Source organism: Pseudomonas siliginis (genome assembly GCF_019145195.1).
In the GTDB taxonomy this organism is placed as follows: domain Bacteria; phylum Pseudomonadota; class Gammaproteobacteria; order Pseudomonadales; family Pseudomonadaceae; genus Aquipseudomonas; species Aquipseudomonas siliginis.
On record NZ_JAHSTW010000012.1, the window covers coordinates 214,076 to 231,310 of the forward strand.

Here is a 17,235-nt window from a genome sequence, read left to right on the forward strand (position 1 = left end):
GCCGTCATGGAGAACGCTGAATGGCCAGTTTTGCTCACACGGTCGGCGCGCAGACTTACCGCTTCGACAGCCTCAAAGACGTCATGGCCAAGGCCAGCCCCGCCCGCTCGGGGGATTTTCTCGCCGAGATCGCAGCGCTCAACGACGGCGAACGGGTGGCCGCGCAAATGGCCCTGGCGGACATCTCGCTCACCCACTTCCTGCAGGAAGCGCTGATTCCCTACGAAGCCGATGAAGTCACTCGACTGATCATCGACACCCACGACAAGCAAGCCTTCGCCGTGGTCAGTCACCTGACCGTTGGCGGCTTTCGTGACTGGCTGCTCAGTGACGCGGCGGACGAAACCAGCCTGCGCGCCCTCGCACCCGGCCTGACCCCGGAAATGGTCGCCGCCGTGTCGAAAATCATGCGCGTGCAGGATCTGGTGCTGGTCGCGCAGAAAATCCGCGTGGTCACCCAATTTCGCGGCACCCTCGGTTTACGCGGGCGCCTGTCGACCCGCCTGCAACCCAACCACCCGACTGACGAGCCGTCCGGCATCGCCGCGAGCATTCTCGACGGCCTGCTCTACGGCAACGGCGATGCGATGATCGGGGTCAACCCGGCCACTGACAGCATCGCTTCGATCTGCGCGATGCTGGAGATGCTCGACGCGATCATCCAGCGCTACGACATCCCGACCCAAGCCTGCGTGCTGACCCACGTCACCACCTCGATCGAGGCGATCAACCGTGGCGTGCCGCTGGATCTGGTGTTCCAGTCGATTGCCGGCACTGAGGCGGCCAATGCCAGTTTCGGCATCAACCTCAACGTGCTGCAGGAAGGCTACGACGCCGGGCTCAGTCTCAAGCGCGGCACCCTCGGGCAGAACCTGATGTATTTCGAAACCGGTCAGGGCAGCGCGCTGTCGGCCAACGCCCACCACGGCGTCGATCAACAGACTTGCGAGACAAGGGCTTACGCCGTGGCGCGCCATTTCAAGCCGTTCCTGGTGAACACCGTCGTAGGATTTATCGGCCCGGAGTACCTATACAACGGCAAGCAGATCATCCGCGCCGGCCTCGAAGACCACTTCTGCGGCAAGCTGCTCGGTGTGCCGATGGGCTGCGACATCTGCTACACCAACCACGCCGAAGCCGATCAGGACGATATGGACACCCTGCTGACGTTGCTCGGCGTCGCCGGGATCAACTTCATCATGGGCATCCCCGGCTCGGACGACATCATGCTCAATTACCAGACCACTTCGTTTCACGACGCTTTGTACGCCCGCCAGACCCTGGGCCTGAAACCGGCGCCGGAGTTCGAGCAATGGCTGGCCAACATGGGCATCTTCACCCAGGCGGACGGCAAGGTTCGCTTCGGCAACAACCTGCCGCCGGCCTTCCGCCAGGCCTTGGCGCACTTGGGATGAGTCTTATGGAAAAACCACCGGTCGATCCGCAAAACCCCTGGCTGGAACTGCGCCGCCTGACCCCGGCACGCATTGCCCTGGGCCGCACCGGCACCAGTCTGCCGACGCGGGCGCAGCTGGATTTTCAGTTTGCCCACGCCCAGGCCCGCGATGCCGTGCACCTGGCCTTCGATCACAGCGAAATCAGCGCACAACTGAGCGAGCGCGGGCGGGAAACTCTGGCACTGCAAAGCGCCGCGCCGGACCGACACACCTATCTGCAACGGCCGGACCTGGGGCGCAAGCTCAGCGATGAATCGGCGCAGACCTTGCGCGACTACGCCAGCAAACACCCGGGCGGCGTCGATCTGGTGATGGTCGTCGCTGATGGCCTGTCGGCACTGGCGGTGCACCGCCACACCCTGCCGTTCCTAACGCGCCTGGAAGAGCAGATGAGCGGCGACGGCTGGTCCGTGGCGCCGGTGGTGCTGGTGGAACAGGGCCGCGTCGCCATCGGTGACGAGATCGGCCAGTTGCTAGGGGCGAAAATGGTGGTGATGCTGATCGGCGAGCGCCCGGGCTTGAGTTCACCGGACAGCCTCGGGCTGTATTTCACCTACGCGCCGAAGGTCGGCCTCACCGACGCCTATCGCAATTGCATTTCCAATGTCCGGCTTGAAGGTTTGAGCTACGGCATGGCGGCGCATCGCTTGCTGTATCTGATGCGCGAGGCCTGTCGGCGCCAGCTGTCGGGGGTCAATCTGAAGGATGAAGCTCAACTGCACACATTGGAGGCGGACGACGCTGTCGACATGAAAGGCAATTTCCTGCTCGATCCACCGCCAGCCTGAACCGTTTCCGCATTGCCTTTCTGCGCTGCTTTCAGGCAGGATCGACGCACGGCCGCCCGGGTTTCCCATCGCCGTCAGAGCAGTTGAAGACAGCCACTTGAAGACGAGACCTATCATGCGGATTATTCAAGCGACCCTCGAACATCTGGATTTGCTGACTCCTTTGTTCGTCAAATATCGCGAGTTCTACGGCTCCCTGCCTTACCCGGATTCCTCCCGCGCGTTCCTCGAAAAACGCCTGCGCCGCAAAGAGTCAGTGATCTATCTGGCCCTGGCCGACGATGACGACAAAAAACTCATGGGCTTCTGCCAGCTCTATCCGAGCTTCTCTTCGTTGTCGCTCAAACGCGTGTGGATTCTCAACGACATCTACGTTGCCGAAGATGCGCGCCGGCAACTGGTCGCCGACAACCTGATCCGCACCGCAAAGAAAATGGCCAAGGAAACCCAGGCCGTGCGCATGCGCGTCTCGACCAGCGCGAACAACGAAGTGGCGCAGAAAACCTACGAATCAATCGGCTTCAAGGAAGACACCGAGTTCAAGAACTACGTACTGCCGATCAGCGACGAGCTCTGACTCCAACGGCTTCGGTGATGAGGGAGCTCGCTCCCTCGCCACGGCCAACCGCTTCCTGACAATTGCTCACTTCGCGACACTCCCCGCTACAAAACCGGCGCGCTTTTCAGCGATCAGACCGTATAATCCCGATCTTTCCGGCTTGTAAGAAAAACTACACCCCGCTGTAGGCTTACACGAAGTCATCCGCACAGGCCTGCCGAGTCGGGCCGTCATACAGGTGCCCCCATGGATTTCAACCCGCTCGACCTTATCCTGCATCTCGATGTGTACCTCGATTTGCTGGTGAACAACTATGGGCCATGGATCTACGCCATCCTGTTTCTGGTGATCTTCTGTGAAACCGGTCTGGTGGTGATGCCGTTCCTGCCGGGTGACTCGCTGCTGTTCATCGCTGGCGCAGTGGCGGCCGGCGGCGGCATGGATCCGGTGCTGCTCGGTGGCCTGCTGATGCTGGCGGCGATCATGGGCGACAGTACCAACTACGTGATCGGACGCACGGCCGGGGAGAAGCTGTTCAGCAACCCGAACTCGAAAATCTTCCGTCGCGATTACCTGCAAAAAACCCACGACTTCTACGACAAGCATGGCGGCAAAACCGTGACCATGGCGCGTTTCCTGCCGATCATCCGCACCTTCGCGCCGTTCGTCGCGGGCGTGGCGCGGATGCCGTACCCGCGTTTCTTCGGCTTCAGCGTGCTCGGCACCATCCTCTGGGTCGGCGGTCTGGTCACCCTGGGTTACTTCTTCGGCAACGTGCCGTTCATCAAGAAAAACCTCTCGTTACTGGTGGTGGCAATCATCCTGCTGTCGCTGGTGCCGATGATCATCGGCGTGGTGCGCAGCCGGTTCGGCGGCACCAAAGTGCAATCGCACTGATCCGATGTGGTCACTGAGCGCCTGGCGACGCCGGCGCCTCCTGGCCAGGCACCCGATTGCCGACGACCTGTGGCAACGGGTGCGCCATCAACTCTCCTTCCTCGATGGCATCAGCGCTGCTGAAGACCAGTGGTTGCGCGAAGCCTGTGTGCTGTTTCTCGACGACAAACACCTGACCGCCCTGCCCGGCGTCGAACTGCATCAGGAACAGCGCCTGCTGCTCGCCGCGCAAGCACAGTTGCCGTTGCTGCATCTCGGTGATCTGAACTGGTACCAGGGTTTCCACGAGATCGTGCTGTACCCGGATGACTTCCTCAGCCCGCAACGTCATCGCGATGCCAGCGGCGTCGAGCATGAGTGGGACGGCGAACACAGCGGCGAAGCCTGGCAGCAGGGGCCGGTGATTCTCGCCTGGCCCGGCGTACAGGCCAGCGGTGGCTGGGAAGGCTACAACCTGGTGATCCACGAACTGGCGCACAAGCTCGACATGCTCAACGGCGATGCCAACGGCCTGCCGCCGCTGCATGCCGACATGCGCGTCAGCGACTGGGCCACGGTGATGCAGGCCGCTTACGACGACCTCAATCGCCAGCTCGACCATGATCCCGACACCGAAACCGCCATCGATCCCTATGCCGCCGAGAACCCGGCGGAGTTCTTCGCCGTCACCAGCGAATACTTCTTCAGCGCCCCGGATCTGCTGCATGAGGCTTATCCACAGGTCTACTTGCAACTGCAGCTTTTCTACCGGCAGGATCCGTTGGGCAGACTGCGGCAACTTCAGGCCACAGACCCGGTCTATCAGGCGCACGACTAAGCTCTGCACGACTTCTGGTACGTGGCGTCGGCGTAGGAATGTGCCTATAATCGCCGCCACTTTTTGGTCAATCCGGCCAAGTGTTTTTGGTCAACTACGGGGGCAACGCCCAATGAGCTACAGCAAGATTCCGGCTGGCAAAGACCTGCCGAACGACATCTACGTCGCGATCGAGATCCCGGCCAACCACGCGCCGATCAAATACGAAATCGACAAAGACAGCGATTGCCTGTTCGTTGACCGTTTCATGGCCACCCCAATGTTCTACCCGGCCAACTACGGTTACATCCCGAACACCCTGGCTGACGACGGTGATCCCCTCGACGTGCTGGTCGTGACTCCTTACCCGGTTGCTCCAGGCTCGGTAATCCGCGCCCGTCCAGTCGGCATCCTGAACATGACCGACGACGGCGGCGGCGATGCCAAAGTCATCGCCGTGCCACACGACAAGCTGTCGCAGCTGTACGTCGATGTGAAGGAATACACCGACCTGCCACCCCTGCTGATCCAGCAGATCGAGCACTTCTTCGCGAACTACAAGGATCTCGAGAAGGGCAAGTGGGTCAAGATCGAAGGCTGGGCCGGTGCAGACGCCGCCCGCGAAGCGATCACCAAGTCGGTTGCCGCCTACAAGGGCTAAGCAATTGCGCTTTGCGTGACGCTTGAAAAAAACCCCGGATTTCCGGGGTTTTTTGTGTCTGCGAGCTTCGAATAAACAAAGCGTTTAAATTCCTACATGCAGTTTTAATCTGTTTAATTTCCCACAAGTACGTCTTACATCCCGTCGCAAAATACAGGCTTTTTTTGAACGCCCGGTTTATTCAAACCGCTCTAGTCCGGCCGTAGACTCCGTGTTTATGAGAAAGAACACTAGCGGTCCACGATTCAAGGCACTCCTGGAAGCAGCGAACATCAGCACCACGGATTTCGCAAGGTTCTGGGGCACGGAAGCCCAAAACGTTCATAACTGGTACACCCGGGGCGTCCCGGCGTATCGCATGGAAGAAGTCTCACGCCTGTTGTCGGTCAATAGTGAATGGCTGAAAACCGGGGAAGGCGTCAAGGAGGTCGCGCGCCTGCACCCACCCGCCAGCAACGGCGACACGTTCGATGCCCAGTCCATCTGCGGCGTCTACACCGTCATCAACCCCAGCGACATCGACCTGGCATTTTTCAAGGAAACCCCGATCGCCAACGGCGATGGCAAAACCCACGTCATCCTCGACCCCGACCAGTCCCTGCGCCTGCCCCGCGCGCACCTCGATCAACTCGACATCCAGCACGCCAACGCCATCTGCGCGCACATGATCGGCAACAGCATGGCCGATCGCATCGAAGACGGCTCCATCGTCGCCATCGACCGCGGCCTGACCCAGGTCGTCGACGGCGAAATCTACGCCATCGAACACGACGGCATGCTGCGCATCAAATACCTGCACCGCATGCCCGGCAATGGCCTGCGCATGCGCAGCCACAACAGCGCCGAATACCCCGACGAGGTCTTCCGGCCGGCGCAGATCGAAGAGCAGCGGATTCACATTCTTGGCTGGGTATTCTGGTGGTCGACACTGGGCAAGCGCCGGCCGGTGGTGCCGTTTCTGTGATTGTTTGCCAGAACCTGTGGGAGCGGGCTTGCCCGCGAAGATGGCCCTGATAACCGGTACAAATCCAGGATTTGTACCGCTTCAGTCGCTCTAAACCGCACTCGAGGCTGGGAATCCAGAGCAAAACTCAGTATCCTGCGCCCCACATTCGCGCATCGACCCGCCCTGCGGCTCGGATGACGCCCGACGCGGCAGACCAACGTCTGACCAAGTCCCACAGCCGGACGCAGATCCGGATGTACGTTTTGAAGGCTGGCGCGGTTTACCAAAAATAAACCAAGCCAGTCCCCGAGAAGCCGGCCACAAGCCGGCTTTTTAATACCTGCAAAAAGGCTACGCCTCTCGCTTGGAAGGAATCGAACAAGCTGGGCACTACAGTTCCGAAGCGCTTCACAAGGAAGTTAAAACGTGCGATTCGCCCCTCGTTTCACACTGCTTGGACCGGTCATCCTGATCGCTGCGATAAGTTTTTATCTCTCAGGCTGCGTCGGTGCCATCGTGGCTTTGCCTGAGAAAATCACACTCAGAACTGACGAGTACAAAGCTCTAAGCGCTCGTTCGCTCACGCCAGCGATTACCCGAACCGCGCAATCAGCGCCTACCCGAGAATGGTGTGGCATCACGGTTTGGGCGTTGATCATTCCTGTTCCGCTGAAATTGCCCGTGTGTACGTCGTACTCCGAGCAGTCCTTTGGCAGCAACGAATCTGGAAATGAAATCGTTTTGCTCTATTCAAAACAAGCGGTGCCGTCGCCGTTCTACGCCTGCGGCCCGTTCATGATGCTGGGGCCAATCGTGCATGGTTATCAGGGCAACGCGCTTTGCGGCGTTTTTCCTGATTAGCCGGATTCACGGATAACTGAACGACTTCACCAACGTCAGTTCCCCCGCCGTCCGCATCGGCACTACAAACGTCTCCATCTTCTCGCTCGGCGTGCCTTCTTCAGTAATCACCGTCACCTGCGCCGTGGTCAGCGCCTGCACCACTGCATCCCCACCTTCGTCATCTCCGCGATACCCGCCGCCGTAATAATTCACATAGACCAGATATTGCCCCTTGATCGGCGCGGGCATGGCGGCGATTTCCGGGCCGTAGCCGGTGGTGACGTCGACGTCGAGGGCGGCGCCGTTGGCGGCGCTGCGGTTGCCGTACCAGATGTGGCCGCCATCGGGGGTGATCAGGTGCAGGTCGAGGTCGGTGCCGTCGCTGTCCCAGGCCAGCAGGACGCGCAGTTTGGCCGGGGTGGCGCCGCCGCGGGCGTTGAGGAATTGCGTGCGGTGGCGTTGCTGGCCGTCGGCGCTGCGCACTTCGACGCTGTTGCTGCCGTTGGGGAAGGAGAACGGGCGATCGAAGCCGCCGGCGGGGTCGATTTTCAGCGGCATGCTGACGCCGTTGACGATCAGGCGGCCGGGTTCGTTGTTCTTCGGCACGGCTTTGATCTGGCCGCTGATTCTGGCGGTATTGGCCTGGCCAAGCGGTGTGTTGACCGACGAGGCCGGGTAGTTGACGGTCTGGCGGAAGCTCTCGCCCTCGCCTTGCGGTGCGCCGCTGCGCCAGCCGCCCACCGGGGTGTCGAGTTTGACGCCATCGGCGGCGAACGCTTGCGGCAGTACATTGAGGGCACAGAGCAGCAGCAAGACCTGTGGATAACGGAGTGTCATGGTCTATTCCAGCAAAAGGTGACGGGCGAGCCCTTCGATGTAGGTTTCATCCTGGCCGTTGGGGTGTGCTTCGAAGGCCAGGTGCAGATATTCGTGGGTCAGGTCGAGGCGATCCTGCAGGGTCAGCACGCCGCGCACATAAATGCGCTGGCGTTCGCGGTCGACGAAGGGCCGGCCGAAGGCGAGTTTGCATACGGCGAAAGTGCTGACTTCGTTGTAGCCGGTTTCGCTTTCGAGCCTCGGACGCCAGCCGCGTCGCTGCTTTTGCAGCCAGTCTTGCGCGGCGGGTAATGCTTCGCAGGAGGCGACCGGGTTGTCCCAGCGGCTGAGGCTGGCGCGTGGATAGGCGTGCAGCAGAATCGCGTCGTAGCGCTGGCCGGCATTCGCTTGCTCGACGGCTTGCTGCCAGGCGAGTTTGTCTGGGCCCGGCTGGTCGGAGTGATAGGTGACGGTGCTGCCGGCCAGTACCAGATCCGCCGTCCACGCCGCGATGTTGCGTGACTCGGCCGAGGCTGGACGCGGGGCGACGCGCTGGCGATTGCTGCTGTCGTCAATGCTCAGGCAATCGCCGTTGCGTCTGGCGTTTTGCAGCAGATAAGTGCGGATCGCTACGGCCAGCGCCTTGGCGGCTTCGGCGGGTTGCGGTTTGGCTTCGCGCTCAAGAACGCGAGCGACATATTCTTCGCGATCAAGTCTTGCGACGAGTTTTTCGTTGAGCAGAAACAGTTCGCCATCGCTGTGGATGTCCAGCGCGTTGCCGTTGGCGAATTCGACACGGTAGTCGCCGCGCAATGGCCCGGACGTGGCAACACGATCTCCGGCCAGAACTTTCGACACCGGGTATTTCGAGAACAGCCCGACTTCCACACAACGCCCTGAGTCCGCTGGCCATGCCGTCGGCAACACGCTGGCAAGCGCCTGAGCGTAATGGCGCAGAACCATTTGACTGGTACCGCGTCCACCCGCCCAGATCGGTGCGCCGTCGGCGGTCCAACCGGCGAATCCACCTTGCCGCGATAGTGCATCCTGGTCGCCGAGCCAGCTCCAGGTTTTCACCCGCAGGCGCCCGCCCAACTCGCCGACGACATTGCCATCCGCCGCGTTCAGTACGACATCGAGCAGCACGCGGCGCGTCTGATCCTGCGCTGGCAGCAATGCCAGAACGCTCAATAACTCGGCAACCGAAACCCTTGTTGCCGGTTGCACGGCTGGCAAATCCAGCAACCACGACGGCGCCTGCCGCGCCTGCCGCGCCTGCCAATACGCTCGCCAATCCGTCGCTGCAATGCCCAACCGCGCCGGTTCGAAATACAGACCGCAGGACTTCACCAGTGCCTGATCCCGCTCTATCCTGCCGCCCGCCGAGCAGCAATAAACTTCTTCTTTGGACTGCCCGCGACATTCATACGCCGGTTCCCGTGCACCGGTATCCACCAGCCACGCGTAGACCAACAACTTCCACAGACTGCCCAGCGGCGCATCCAGCGACGCTGGCAACGGTTCGCGCTTGATCAGTTGCGTCTGACTCAACGACAACAACTCACCCTGATAGGCCACGCGCAACGGCTCATCCTGCGCTGTCGCCAGCGCAGGCATCACGCACATCAGCAGCCACAACAGCGGCCGGGGCATGTCAGTTGACCGTGACCTGACCGAGGGCGGCTTTCGCCTCCTGGGCCTGATGCTGCGGTGCATACAATTGCTTGAAGCGTACCGGCGGCAGGTTGAACTGGCCCTTCTGTGAGAAGCGCACCAGATGGCGCAGGCGCAACTCACCGCTCAATGCATCGACCGGCACCGCGTAAGCCAACTGACCCGGTTCGAAACGCGCCTTCTCCAGCGCGGTCGGCTCGGTGCCGTCCTTGCCCTGCAATTTGATGCCCCACGTCGTGCGCTCGACATCCGCGCCCGGTGGCAGCGGCACTTCAAGCATGCCGTAGCGCAGCGGTTTCGGTGCCTTGCTGGTGAGGATCACCTCATCCAGGTACAGGCTGTCGCTGGACAGCGGTTTAGTGCCGACCGGCTCGAGTTTGAAGGTGAACGCTTCGTCGCCCGGCACCAGCCGCGACAGGCGCCGGGTGATGGTCACGGCCATCGGATCGACCTGCGGCTGTTGCGTCTGGAAGCTCAAAGCTGCACGCAGCGGCCGCTCTTGCGTGCCGGACACGCTCAGCACATTCGGCAACGGCGTCGCGCCTTGCCATATCCAGTACATCTCGCCGCTGGCGCCGTAGTTTTTCTTCCAGCCCTCACCCGGCATCAGCGCGATGGTGGGCGAAGCCTGAGCGATGCTGCGTTGCAGCCAGGTCAGCGCCAGTGCACGTTCCAGCGTCGATTGCTGCGGCAACAGGCGTTGCAACAACGCCGTCGCACGGGCCTGATCAAACGGTTGCAGCGACAGGTTCAGTGCTTCGACGAAGGGCTGCGAGCTGACCGCCAGACGTTGTTGCGCTGCGCCCAGTTGCCGATTGAACGCCTCCGGCAAAGCAACTTTCGCCTGCGTCGCCAACGATGCAGTGAGTACCCACGCCGCCGCTAGACCCAGCGCCGAATCCGGGTCGTTCATCACCAGACTGTCCTGGCCGTCGTCGAGCAAGGTTTCGGCAGCGCCTTCACCGGCCTTGACCAGATCCTCAATCAAACCGCTGAGCAGCGTGTTCACTGGCAGCTGCATCTGTTTGGCGAACGACAGAATCAGCGCCCGCTGCAGCAATGGCGTATTCGGCGCTTGCTTGGCGTACACCTCGAGTACGCGCTGCCAGTGCTCCGGCGGCAGGGTCAGGTCGAGTACGCGGCTGGCATTCCAGTCGGCGTAGTAGGCATAGGCGGTGAGAAATGCATCCGGCTCGCCGTCGTAGCCCCACCAGGTGAAGCTCGCCGACGGCCCGGCCATTTGCACCAGACGCAGGCGGCTGTTCTGCATGATCAGGCGCAAGCGATCGCGAATCTGCGGGTTCGACGCCAGCGATGGATAGGCGATGCTCAACGGCAGCAAGCGACTGGCGGTCTGCTCGACGCCGCCGTACGGGTAGCTGAGCAGATCATCGAGGGCGGAACGGAACAGCGCTTGCGAACTGTCATCCAGACGCAGGCGGATATCCGTGGCATCCGCCGGCAAACTCAACGGCGTATCGCCGCTGACCACGTCGAGGCTTTGTGTCTGGGTGACCTGCCAGCCTTCACCGGTGGCACTCAAGCGCACAGCCAGGGCATCGGCGACTTTGCCATCCTGCACCAGCTCCGCCGTCCACTCGCCAGAGGCCAGGGCAAACGCCGGCAGCGGCAAATAATTGATGCCGCTGTTCAGGGTCACCGGCAGACGTCGTTCGGTACCGGCATAGTGAGTCACCAGTTCCGCCTTGACCGGTTTCTCTGCCTGACTGAAAGCGAACACACCCAGCTGCGGCTGATCGCCCTTGCGGAATCTGCTCGGCCCGCTCCACTTCAGGTACAGCGGTTTTTCCGAACGGACGAACTGCTTCTTCTGCCCGACCTGACCGTCATCGGCAATCGCCCGCGCGGTGATGCGCCAGCGGGTCAGCGAGTCCGGCATCTTGAAGGTGAAGCGGGTTTTGCCGTCGGCGCCGGTCAACAGCTCCGGCTGCCACGCAGCAGTGTCGACGTCTTCACGGCGCGGACGCTCAAGCACCTTCACGCCGCGCTCGCTGCGATTGGCCTTGCCCGGAGCGCCGGGGCTACCCGGCAATGCCACGTCGTAACTGATGAATGACAGGCTGGCACTGGTACGCACGTTGTTGCGCCGTGGGTGATAGAAGAACTGGTCGATGCTCGGCGCGACTTCCGGTTGCAGCGCGTAGACCATTTCGTCGACCACGCTGACCGTCAGATGCGCCGGAACCGCTTTGCCGGCGAACTGCGTGGTGAGGTCGACCGTGACCGTATCGCCCGGCAGGTATACCGCTTTGTCGGTGCTGATCGCCACGTCGATTTGCGGCGCGACCACTTTGATCCCGGCGTTCTGGAAGCTGTACTGACCGCCCTTGGTGTAAAGCACGGAGAAGGTCAGGTTCGGCGCGAAGTTATCCTTCACCGCAATGCGCGCGCGGTATTGGGTGTCGCTGAGTTTTTCCAGCTTCAACCAGTCAGCGCCCTTGGCCAGCAGCGCAGTGGCCTCGACCTTGTCGCGCTCCAGCGACAGCAGTGCATCGCTGACCGGCTCAGGGAAGGTGATCAGCGCCAGCGCTTCTTCGCCCGCCTTGTACTCGGGCTTGTCGAGGACGATTTCCACGGTACCCGGCACCGCTTTCACACCGTCGCCGGTGACCGAATGGCCGGTGGCGCCGAGGACGCGACCGTGTTGATCCTTCAGCGTCAGGTTGTAGGTGCCCGGACGTTCGAAGGCGAGGCTGAAGCCTTTGTCCGTTGCGGCGAGTTTGCCTTCGCCGGTGCTCTGATCTTCCAGGCGCACCCAGGCGTAGCTGCTCGGCGTCACGGCTTTGCTCTGCTCGGTGCCAGCCTCATTCGCGTAGCTGAAGGCAACCTTGTCACCGACCGCGCTGAAACGCTGCGGCGCACTCAAGCGGAAACTCGCCGCGCCACGGTCGATGAGGATTTCCTTGGTGGTCTTGACCCGATACGCCGCGCCGTCGCTGGCGAACACGGTGAGCATGTAGCGGCTCGGTTTATCGGCTGCCGGCAAATCGAGGGTCGCGTTGCCCTTGCTGTCGGTGGTCAGTTCGGTGCTGGTCAGCTCCACCGGAAATTGCCCGAGGTATTGCAGCTCGTTGTCGACCATGGACAGTTGCTGGGCGCGCAGGCTCAGGCTCAATTTGGCATTGGCCACCGGTTTGCCATCGGGGTAGAGCAGCACCAGACTGCCTTTCACCGGCTCACCGGTGCGGTAATCCTGCTTGGCCAGATTCAGCGAGATTTCGAAGTGCGGCTTGATGTATTCGGCAACGCGGAAAGCACTGCTGTAGGCCTGCTCCTTGTAGTTGAAACGGATCTCGTAACCACCGGCCACGGCGTTATCCGGCAACTGGAAACGGCCCTGGGTACCTGCTTTCGAATCAAGCTTCAGATCGAGGGTCTGCAGTTCGGTCCCCGTGGCATCAAGCACGCTGACACTGACATCCGCCGCGCCCGGCAGAACCGAATCCCGGGCATTCTTGAACTCGCGACCGACGATTTTCAGCGACACCCAATCACCCGGGCGATACAGCGGCCGATCGGTGAAGGCATACAGTTTGGTGTCGTAGATTTCGCTGTCGTAGTAGAAGTTTTCCGAGACGAACACGCCGCCCTCTTCGTCCTCGCCGATGACGAACGAGCGTTCCGGGCTGACGTGTTTCAGGCGCAGCAAACCGTCGGCATCGGTAGCACCGCTGCTCATCACGCCGAGGCCATCGGTCCACAGCACATTGACCTTCGGCACCGAACTGCCTTCGTGCTTGCGCGCGGCCCAGACCAGCAGTTCATCACCGGCAATCTTGCTCACTGCGACGGTGTTGGAGACGAACACCATGGTGGTCGCGCGATACTTGCCGATCAGCGCTTCAACCAGATACAGCCCCGGCTTCAGGTTACCCAACGGGATGTAAACGTTGCCCGGCGCGACGCTGACGAAGTCACTGGACGAGCCGGCCAGATTGACCCCGGCCGGCGGCTGGATAGGCTTGGCCTGCCACAGCGGATAACGGAACTGGCTGACCACCGGCAGACCCGGGATCAGCGCGAATTGCGGCTGCGCGTCGTACGGCGTCGGCGCGGCCATGGCCTCGCCCATTTTCAGCTCCGGCACTTCTTCGGTGACCTGCTTGCGCGACTCGTAGGAGAACGCACGCTGCATCACCCGGCGGGATTTGCGATACCAGTTGTCCCACAGATACGCGAGGGTGTTGGACAGACCTTCGCCCTTGAACTGGCCGTCGCTGACGACGCGATGCAGGTTCTTCTGGCGCTTTAGGAAATCCAGCGGCTTGTCGATGCGATACACGCGAATGTCGGCGCCGCCGTACGGTTCCATGCGAAAGCGCCGGTAGTCACGACCCGGGGCTTCGAGGCGGACCATCGCCGGCTCGTCGCTGGCAAAACTGCTGTCGGCAAGCAGGAAGAAACTCTCACCGGCCACCGGCGTGTAATTGCTCGGTTCCACCGAGTCTTCGGCGTTGACGCAGGAAAACGGCAGCAACAACGCCAACAGCAAAGAAATTCGCGAACAGATACGCAACATGCGGGCACCGGTCATTGGGAGAGAAAGTTCAGTCGATAGACGCCGATGAAGTTGGGGTTGGCTGCGTCGGGTATCCATCGGGTGTCCTTCCATGTCATGAGTTGCTGCAGGCTTGCCGAACGCATGCCGTTGTCAGTGGGGGTGGTGGTGCCGGTGTGATAGGCGATGTAGCGGCCCATCCAGATCATCAGGTGCTGATCGTCGCCCTGATCGAAAAACATCAGGTCGCCGGGCCGCGCCTGCGCCACATCGCGGCCGACCAGGTGGCTGTTGAACTGAATCAGTTTGATCGCGTTGACGTACGGCCCGACCTTGCCGTCGCCCTGCTGCCACTGTTGCGCGAGCTTGCGTTGCGCGTTGCTCAGGGTCAGTTCCGGCGGCAGATAGCGATTGGACAGACCATTGCTGCGCAGCCATTTGTCGTCGTGGACTTTCAGCGCTTCGTTGGCGGCAAAGCGCACCAGGCCGGCGCAGTCCTGCTGATACCAGCGCGGGCTTGGGCCTTGGCTCAATTGCTCTTGAGCAATACGCACAAACCAGGCGCGAAACACTTGGGATTGCGCCGGGTCGAGCGCTGGCGCTTCAACCGCACGGGCGCCTGCGCTCAGCAGCAAAGCAAGCAAGCCGAGGCTGCGGATCAGTGCGCTCACAACGCCTTCCATTCCAGCGGCAGCCATTGCCAGTGGCCGTCCGGCTCACTGCCTTCCGGCAGGGTCAGGGCATATTTGCCGTAGCCGCCGAGGGTGCGCAGTTTCGGCATCAGGTAGGTTTGCGCAGCGTTATAAAACACCGGCTCCATGTCCTGCGGCAGGCTGTCGAGGGTTTCGCGCTGCATCAGTTGCGCCATCGCGTCCGGGCCGAAGTAGATCGGCATCAGTACGTCTTTTGGCAAAACGTCGGCCATCGGCGGGAAGCGCTTGTCGAGGGTGCCGAGGGCTTTATCGACGAGTTTGTCGTCGAGGGAAAACAGCAGCGTCGAGCCATGACGGGCGAGGCTGACTTTCATGAACGCCTTGCCGGAAATCGCCTCCGGGTTCTCGGCGGTCTTCGCCGCGTACGGCCCGAAACTGGAACTGACCTGCCGCTGCCAGACGTGGCTCTGGCCTTCCTGCTTGTCGATCACCGGGAATACGCTTTCGGCGACATTCGCTTCGAACGCGCCGACCATCGAGCCGAACAATTTGCCCAGATCACCGTCAAGCTTGCTGCTGTCCTCGTCTTTTAGGCTGGCGACCAGCAGCGGTGTGTACAACCGCGAATCGGCGTACCAGCACAGGCCGGCCGCGCCAGCGACGTGTTCGGTCAGCGTTTGCGCAACAGCTTCATCGGCACCGAGCTTGATCAATATCGGTTTCTGCGGCTCGGCCGCCACCGGCAGGGTCACGCAAGCGCTCGCCCCCAACGGCATCGCCTGCCAGACCGGTTTGAAATCGAAGTCCGGCTGGTTTTCCAGTTCATCCATGGCCAGATAGCTGTGCCAGCCCTTGTCGTCCATGTCGAAACGCAGCCCGGCGAAATTCGGGATGAAGCGCTGATAGCCCATCGCGAGCACGCTGGAATTGACCGACAGACGCTGCTTGGTTTCCGGGTTCTTCGCTGGCAAGCCGAACGCTTCGGGGAAGAGTTTTTCACCGTTGAGCAACGCCGCCAGCGCTTGCGCGGAAACGCGGCCCGACTCTTCCGAGACGCCGCTCTCGGGGTCGTAGTACTTGGCTGGATTGGACAACACCACCAGTTTGTCGCCGCGCGACGCGAACAGCAGTGATTTGCTGGCGTTGTAGCTGAGTTGATACAGCGGCACTTCGTCGCTGCCGACTTTGAGAGTGCCGAAGACGCTGAGCTGGGTGTCATCCAGCGCTACTTTGGCCAGTGGTTCGAGCAGCTTGGCCAATCCGCCGCGATCCATCACCAACAGGAAATCCTTCAAGCGGCCATCGGCGCCACGCCACAACGCCACATCGGCCGGTTGATCGAAAAGCTGCTCGATCAGGCTGTCCTGCAACTTCAGGTCATGCTCGTAGATAATCCGGCGCAGGCTGCCGATCAGGCCGAGGCGGTCGGCGTGGGTTTCGTAATAGAAGACGAAGTCCTCGGTGAGCGTGGCCTTGAGAAACGGCACCGTCAGCAGGTCCTTGGGCAACTGGCTCAGTGAACGGGTTTCGAGCAAGGCGTCTGGACGGCCGAGGCCGAGCTTGTCACTGGCAAGTGTCGCTGGCGGCGCTTTGGGCTTGAGCAGCAGCCAGCCGAAACCGCCCGCCACACCGGCCACCAGGCACAGGCCAAGCAATACCAGCGGCCAGCGCCGCGAAGATTTGGCCGCCGGTGTCGCGGCAGCTGGAGTCACAGTGTTATCGCTCATGTTCACAACATCCGAGTTCATCCGTGGCGGGATGCTTAATAGTTGAAAGTCTTGACCAGCAACAGATCACCGATCGCCCGCAGGGGCACGATGAAGGTTTCGCGTTTTTCGTCGACGGTGTTTTCGTTGAGCACCAGGGTGATCTGCGAGGTGATCACCTCGTTCTGATTACTGGTTTGCTCGAAGTTATAGCCACCATCGCCGTAGTTGCCCCAATAGTTGACGTAGACCAGATACGTGCCGTGCAGCGGCGCGGTCATGGTGAACATTTCCGGGCCGGGGCCGTCGACACCATCCGGGTCGAGGCCGCCGCCATTGCTCAGCGCCGGCCGTGCCCAAAAGGCATGCTGACCGTCGGGGGTGACAATATGCAGATCCAGCTCGGCTTTCGGGTCGTCCCATCCCAAGACAAGACGAATCTTCGCCGGCGTGCGCAGATTATTTGCTTCATAAAATTGCACGCGCTTGAGCGACTGGCCCTCGGCGCTGATCACTTCAACGCTGTTGGAGCCGGCGCCGAAGGCGTAGGGCCGGGCAAAACGCCCCTGATCGTCGGTGTACAGATTCAATGGATTGCCGTTGACGGCGAGGCTGTGCCGCGGACGCATGTGCCCGAGGGCTTTGAGCTGGCCCTGGATCATCGTGCGATTGCGCTGAATGCCGCGATCGATCGGCGGCGTCGGGTAGGCGACCTGCGGATTTTCCGAGCGATCGAGCAAGCCGTGATAACGCCAGCCGCCGACCGGCTCGGACAATTGCGCAGTCGGCGCGGCCCACAGCACAGGCGCGCAGGCGAAGCCGATCAGCAGCAAAAGAAATGAACGCATGTGACGCCTCCTGCCATGCCTTGAACGAAACCTTGCACCCGATCCTCGGTACTTCACAGCGGTGAACTGCGT

At 61.5% G+C, this 17,235-nt stretch carries 14 protein-coding genes; 8 read left to right on the plus strand and 6 right to left on the minus strand.

The window, feature by feature from the left end; genetic code table 11:
* Positions 1-20 precede the first annotated feature (20 nt).
* From KVG87_RS23600 to KVG87_RS23635, 8 genes are all read left to right on the plus strand, one after another.
* Positions 21-1,415 carry an ethanolamine ammonia-lyase subunit EutB gene (locus tag KVG87_RS23600; protein ID WP_217852841.1) on the plus strand — a complete coding sequence of 465 codons (1,395 nt, stop codon included), beginning with the start codon at positions 21-23 and terminating at the stop codon, positions 1,413-1,415.
* A 5-nt stretch (positions 1,416-1,420) separates the two neighbouring features.
* The gene (eutC, locus tag KVG87_RS23605; protein ID WP_122610987.1) at positions 1,421-2,245 is read left to right on the plus strand and encodes an ethanolamine ammonia-lyase subunit EutC; all 825 of its coding nucleotides are present in this window, start codon (positions 1,421-1,423) and stop codon (positions 2,243-2,245) included.
* 115 nt (positions 2,246-2,360) lie between these two features.
* A complete protein-coding gene (locus KVG87_RS23610) occupies positions 2,361-2,822 on the plus strand; it encodes a GNAT family N-acetyltransferase (protein ID WP_016773002.1) in 462 nt (153 codons plus the stop codon).
* Positions 2,823-3,050: 228 nt separating this feature from the next.
* Entirely contained in the window at positions 3,051-3,701 is a 651-nt protein-coding gene (locus KVG87_RS23615) for a DedA family protein (protein ID WP_016773001.1), read from the plus strand.
* Positions 3,702-3,705: 4 nt separating this feature from the next.
* The gene (locus tag KVG87_RS23620) at positions 3,706-4,518 is read left to right on the plus strand and encodes a M90 family metallopeptidase (RefSeq protein ID WP_217852843.1); all 813 of its coding nucleotides are present in this window, start codon (positions 3,706-3,708) and stop codon (positions 4,516-4,518) included.
* Between the two features lie 112 nt (positions 4,519-4,630).
* Entirely contained in the window at positions 4,631-5,158 is a 528-nt protein-coding gene (ppa, locus tag KVG87_RS23625; RefSeq protein ID WP_003205933.1) for an inorganic diphosphatase, read from the plus strand.
* Between the two features lie 217 nt (positions 5,159-5,375).
* Complete coding sequence (locus KVG87_RS23630) at positions 5,376-6,122, plus strand: S24 family peptidase (RefSeq protein ID WP_071173711.1); 747 nt, start codon at positions 5,376-5,378, stop codon at positions 6,120-6,122.
* Between the two features lie 408 nt (positions 6,123-6,530).
* Positions 6,531-6,965 (plus strand): hypothetical protein, encoded by a 435-nt coding sequence (locus KVG87_RS23635; RefSeq protein ID WP_367616694.1) that lies wholly within the window; start codon positions 6,531-6,533, stop codon positions 6,963-6,965.
* Between the two features lie 6 nt (positions 6,966-6,971).
* Here the strand turns inward: KVG87_RS23635 and KVG87_RS23640 are convergent, their stop codons facing one another.
* From KVG87_RS23640 to KVG87_RS23665, 6 genes are read right to left on the minus strand one after another with little or no spacing between them, the layout of a single operon-like run.
* Entirely contained in the window at positions 6,972-7,784 is an 813-nt protein-coding gene (locus KVG87_RS23640; RefSeq protein WP_217852845.1) for a YfaP family protein, read from the minus strand.
* A 3-nt stretch (positions 7,785-7,787) separates the two neighbouring features.
* Positions 7,788-9,416, minus strand: a complete 1,629-nt coding sequence (locus KVG87_RS23645; protein WP_217852847.1) for a DUF2300 domain-containing protein — start codon at positions 9,414-9,416, stop codon at positions 7,788-7,790.
* Position 9,417: 1 nt separating this feature from the next.
* Entirely contained in the window at positions 9,418-13,992 is a 4,575-nt protein-coding gene (locus KVG87_RS23650; RefSeq protein WP_217852849.1) for an alpha-2-macroglobulin family protein, read from the minus strand.
* Complete coding sequence (locus KVG87_RS23655; protein ID WP_076564292.1) at positions 13,989-14,639, minus strand: DUF1175 domain-containing protein; 651 nt, start codon at positions 14,637-14,639, stop codon at positions 13,989-13,991. The genes KVG87_RS23650 and KVG87_RS23655 overlap by 4 nt, the downstream gene beginning before the upstream one ends.
* On the minus strand, positions 14,624-16,336 hold the full coding sequence (locus KVG87_RS23660) for a DUF2138 domain-containing protein (protein WP_217852851.1): 1,713 nt from the start codon (positions 16,334-16,336) through the stop codon (positions 14,624-14,626). Before KVG87_RS23660 ends, KVG87_RS23655 begins: the two co-directional genes overlap by 16 nt.
* Positions 16,337-16,371: 35 nt before the next feature.
* Positions 16,372-17,163 (minus strand): YfaP family protein, encoded by a 792-nt coding sequence (locus KVG87_RS23665; protein ID WP_217852853.1) that lies wholly within the window; start codon positions 17,161-17,163, stop codon positions 16,372-16,374.
* Positions 17,164-17,235 lie beyond the last annotated feature (72 nt).

Bases quoted from the DNA above. Each gene is read 5' to 3' on its own strand.
- KVG87_RS23665 (WP_217852853.1), bottom strand. From the start codon at position 17,163: ATGCGTTCATTTCTTTTGCTGCTGATCGGCTTCGCCTGCGCGCCTGTG.
- KVG87_RS23660 (WP_217852851.1), bottom strand. From the start codon at position 16,336: ATGAGCGATAACACTGTGACTCCAGCTGCCGCGACACCGGCGGCCAAA.
- KVG87_RS23610 (WP_016773002.1), top strand. From the start codon at position 2,361: ATGCGGATTATTCAAGCGACCCTCGAACATCTGGATTTGCTGACTCCT.
- KVG87_RS23615 (WP_016773001.1), top strand. From the start codon at position 3,051: ATGGATTTCAACCCGCTCGACCTTATCCTGCATCTCGATGTGTACCTC.
- KVG87_RS23655 (WP_076564292.1), bottom strand. From the start codon at position 14,639: ATGGAAGGCGTTGTGAGCGCACTGATCCGCAGCCTCGGCTTGCTTGCT.
- ppa (WP_003205933.1), top strand. From the start codon at position 4,631: ATGAGCTACAGCAAGATTCCGGCTGGCAAAGACCTGCCGAACGACATC.
- KVG87_RS23620 (WP_217852843.1), top strand. From the start codon at position 3,706: ATGTGGTCACTGAGCGCCTGGCGACGCCGGCGCCTCCTGGCCAGGCAC.
- KVG87_RS23600 (WP_217852841.1), top strand. From the start codon at position 21: ATGGCCAGTTTTGCTCACACGGTCGGCGCGCAGACTTACCGCTTCGAC.
- KVG87_RS23630 (WP_071173711.1), top strand. From the start codon at position 5,376: ATGAGAAAGAACACTAGCGGTCCACGATTCAAGGCACTCCTGGAAGCA.
- KVG87_RS23645 (WP_217852847.1), bottom strand. From the start codon at position 9,416: ATGCCCCGGCCGCTGTTGTGGCTGCTGATGTGCGTGATGCCTGCGCTG.
- KVG87_RS23650 (WP_217852849.1), bottom strand. From the start codon at position 13,992: ATGACCGGTGCCCGCATGTTGCGTATCTGTTCGCGAATTTCTTTGCTG.
- KVG87_RS23640 (WP_217852845.1), bottom strand. From the start codon at position 7,784: ATGACACTCCGTTATCCACAGGTCTTGCTGCTGCTCTGTGCCCTCAAT.
- eutC (WP_122610987.1), top strand. From the start codon at position 1,421: ATGGAAAAACCACCGGTCGATCCGCAAAACCCCTGGCTGGAACTGCGC.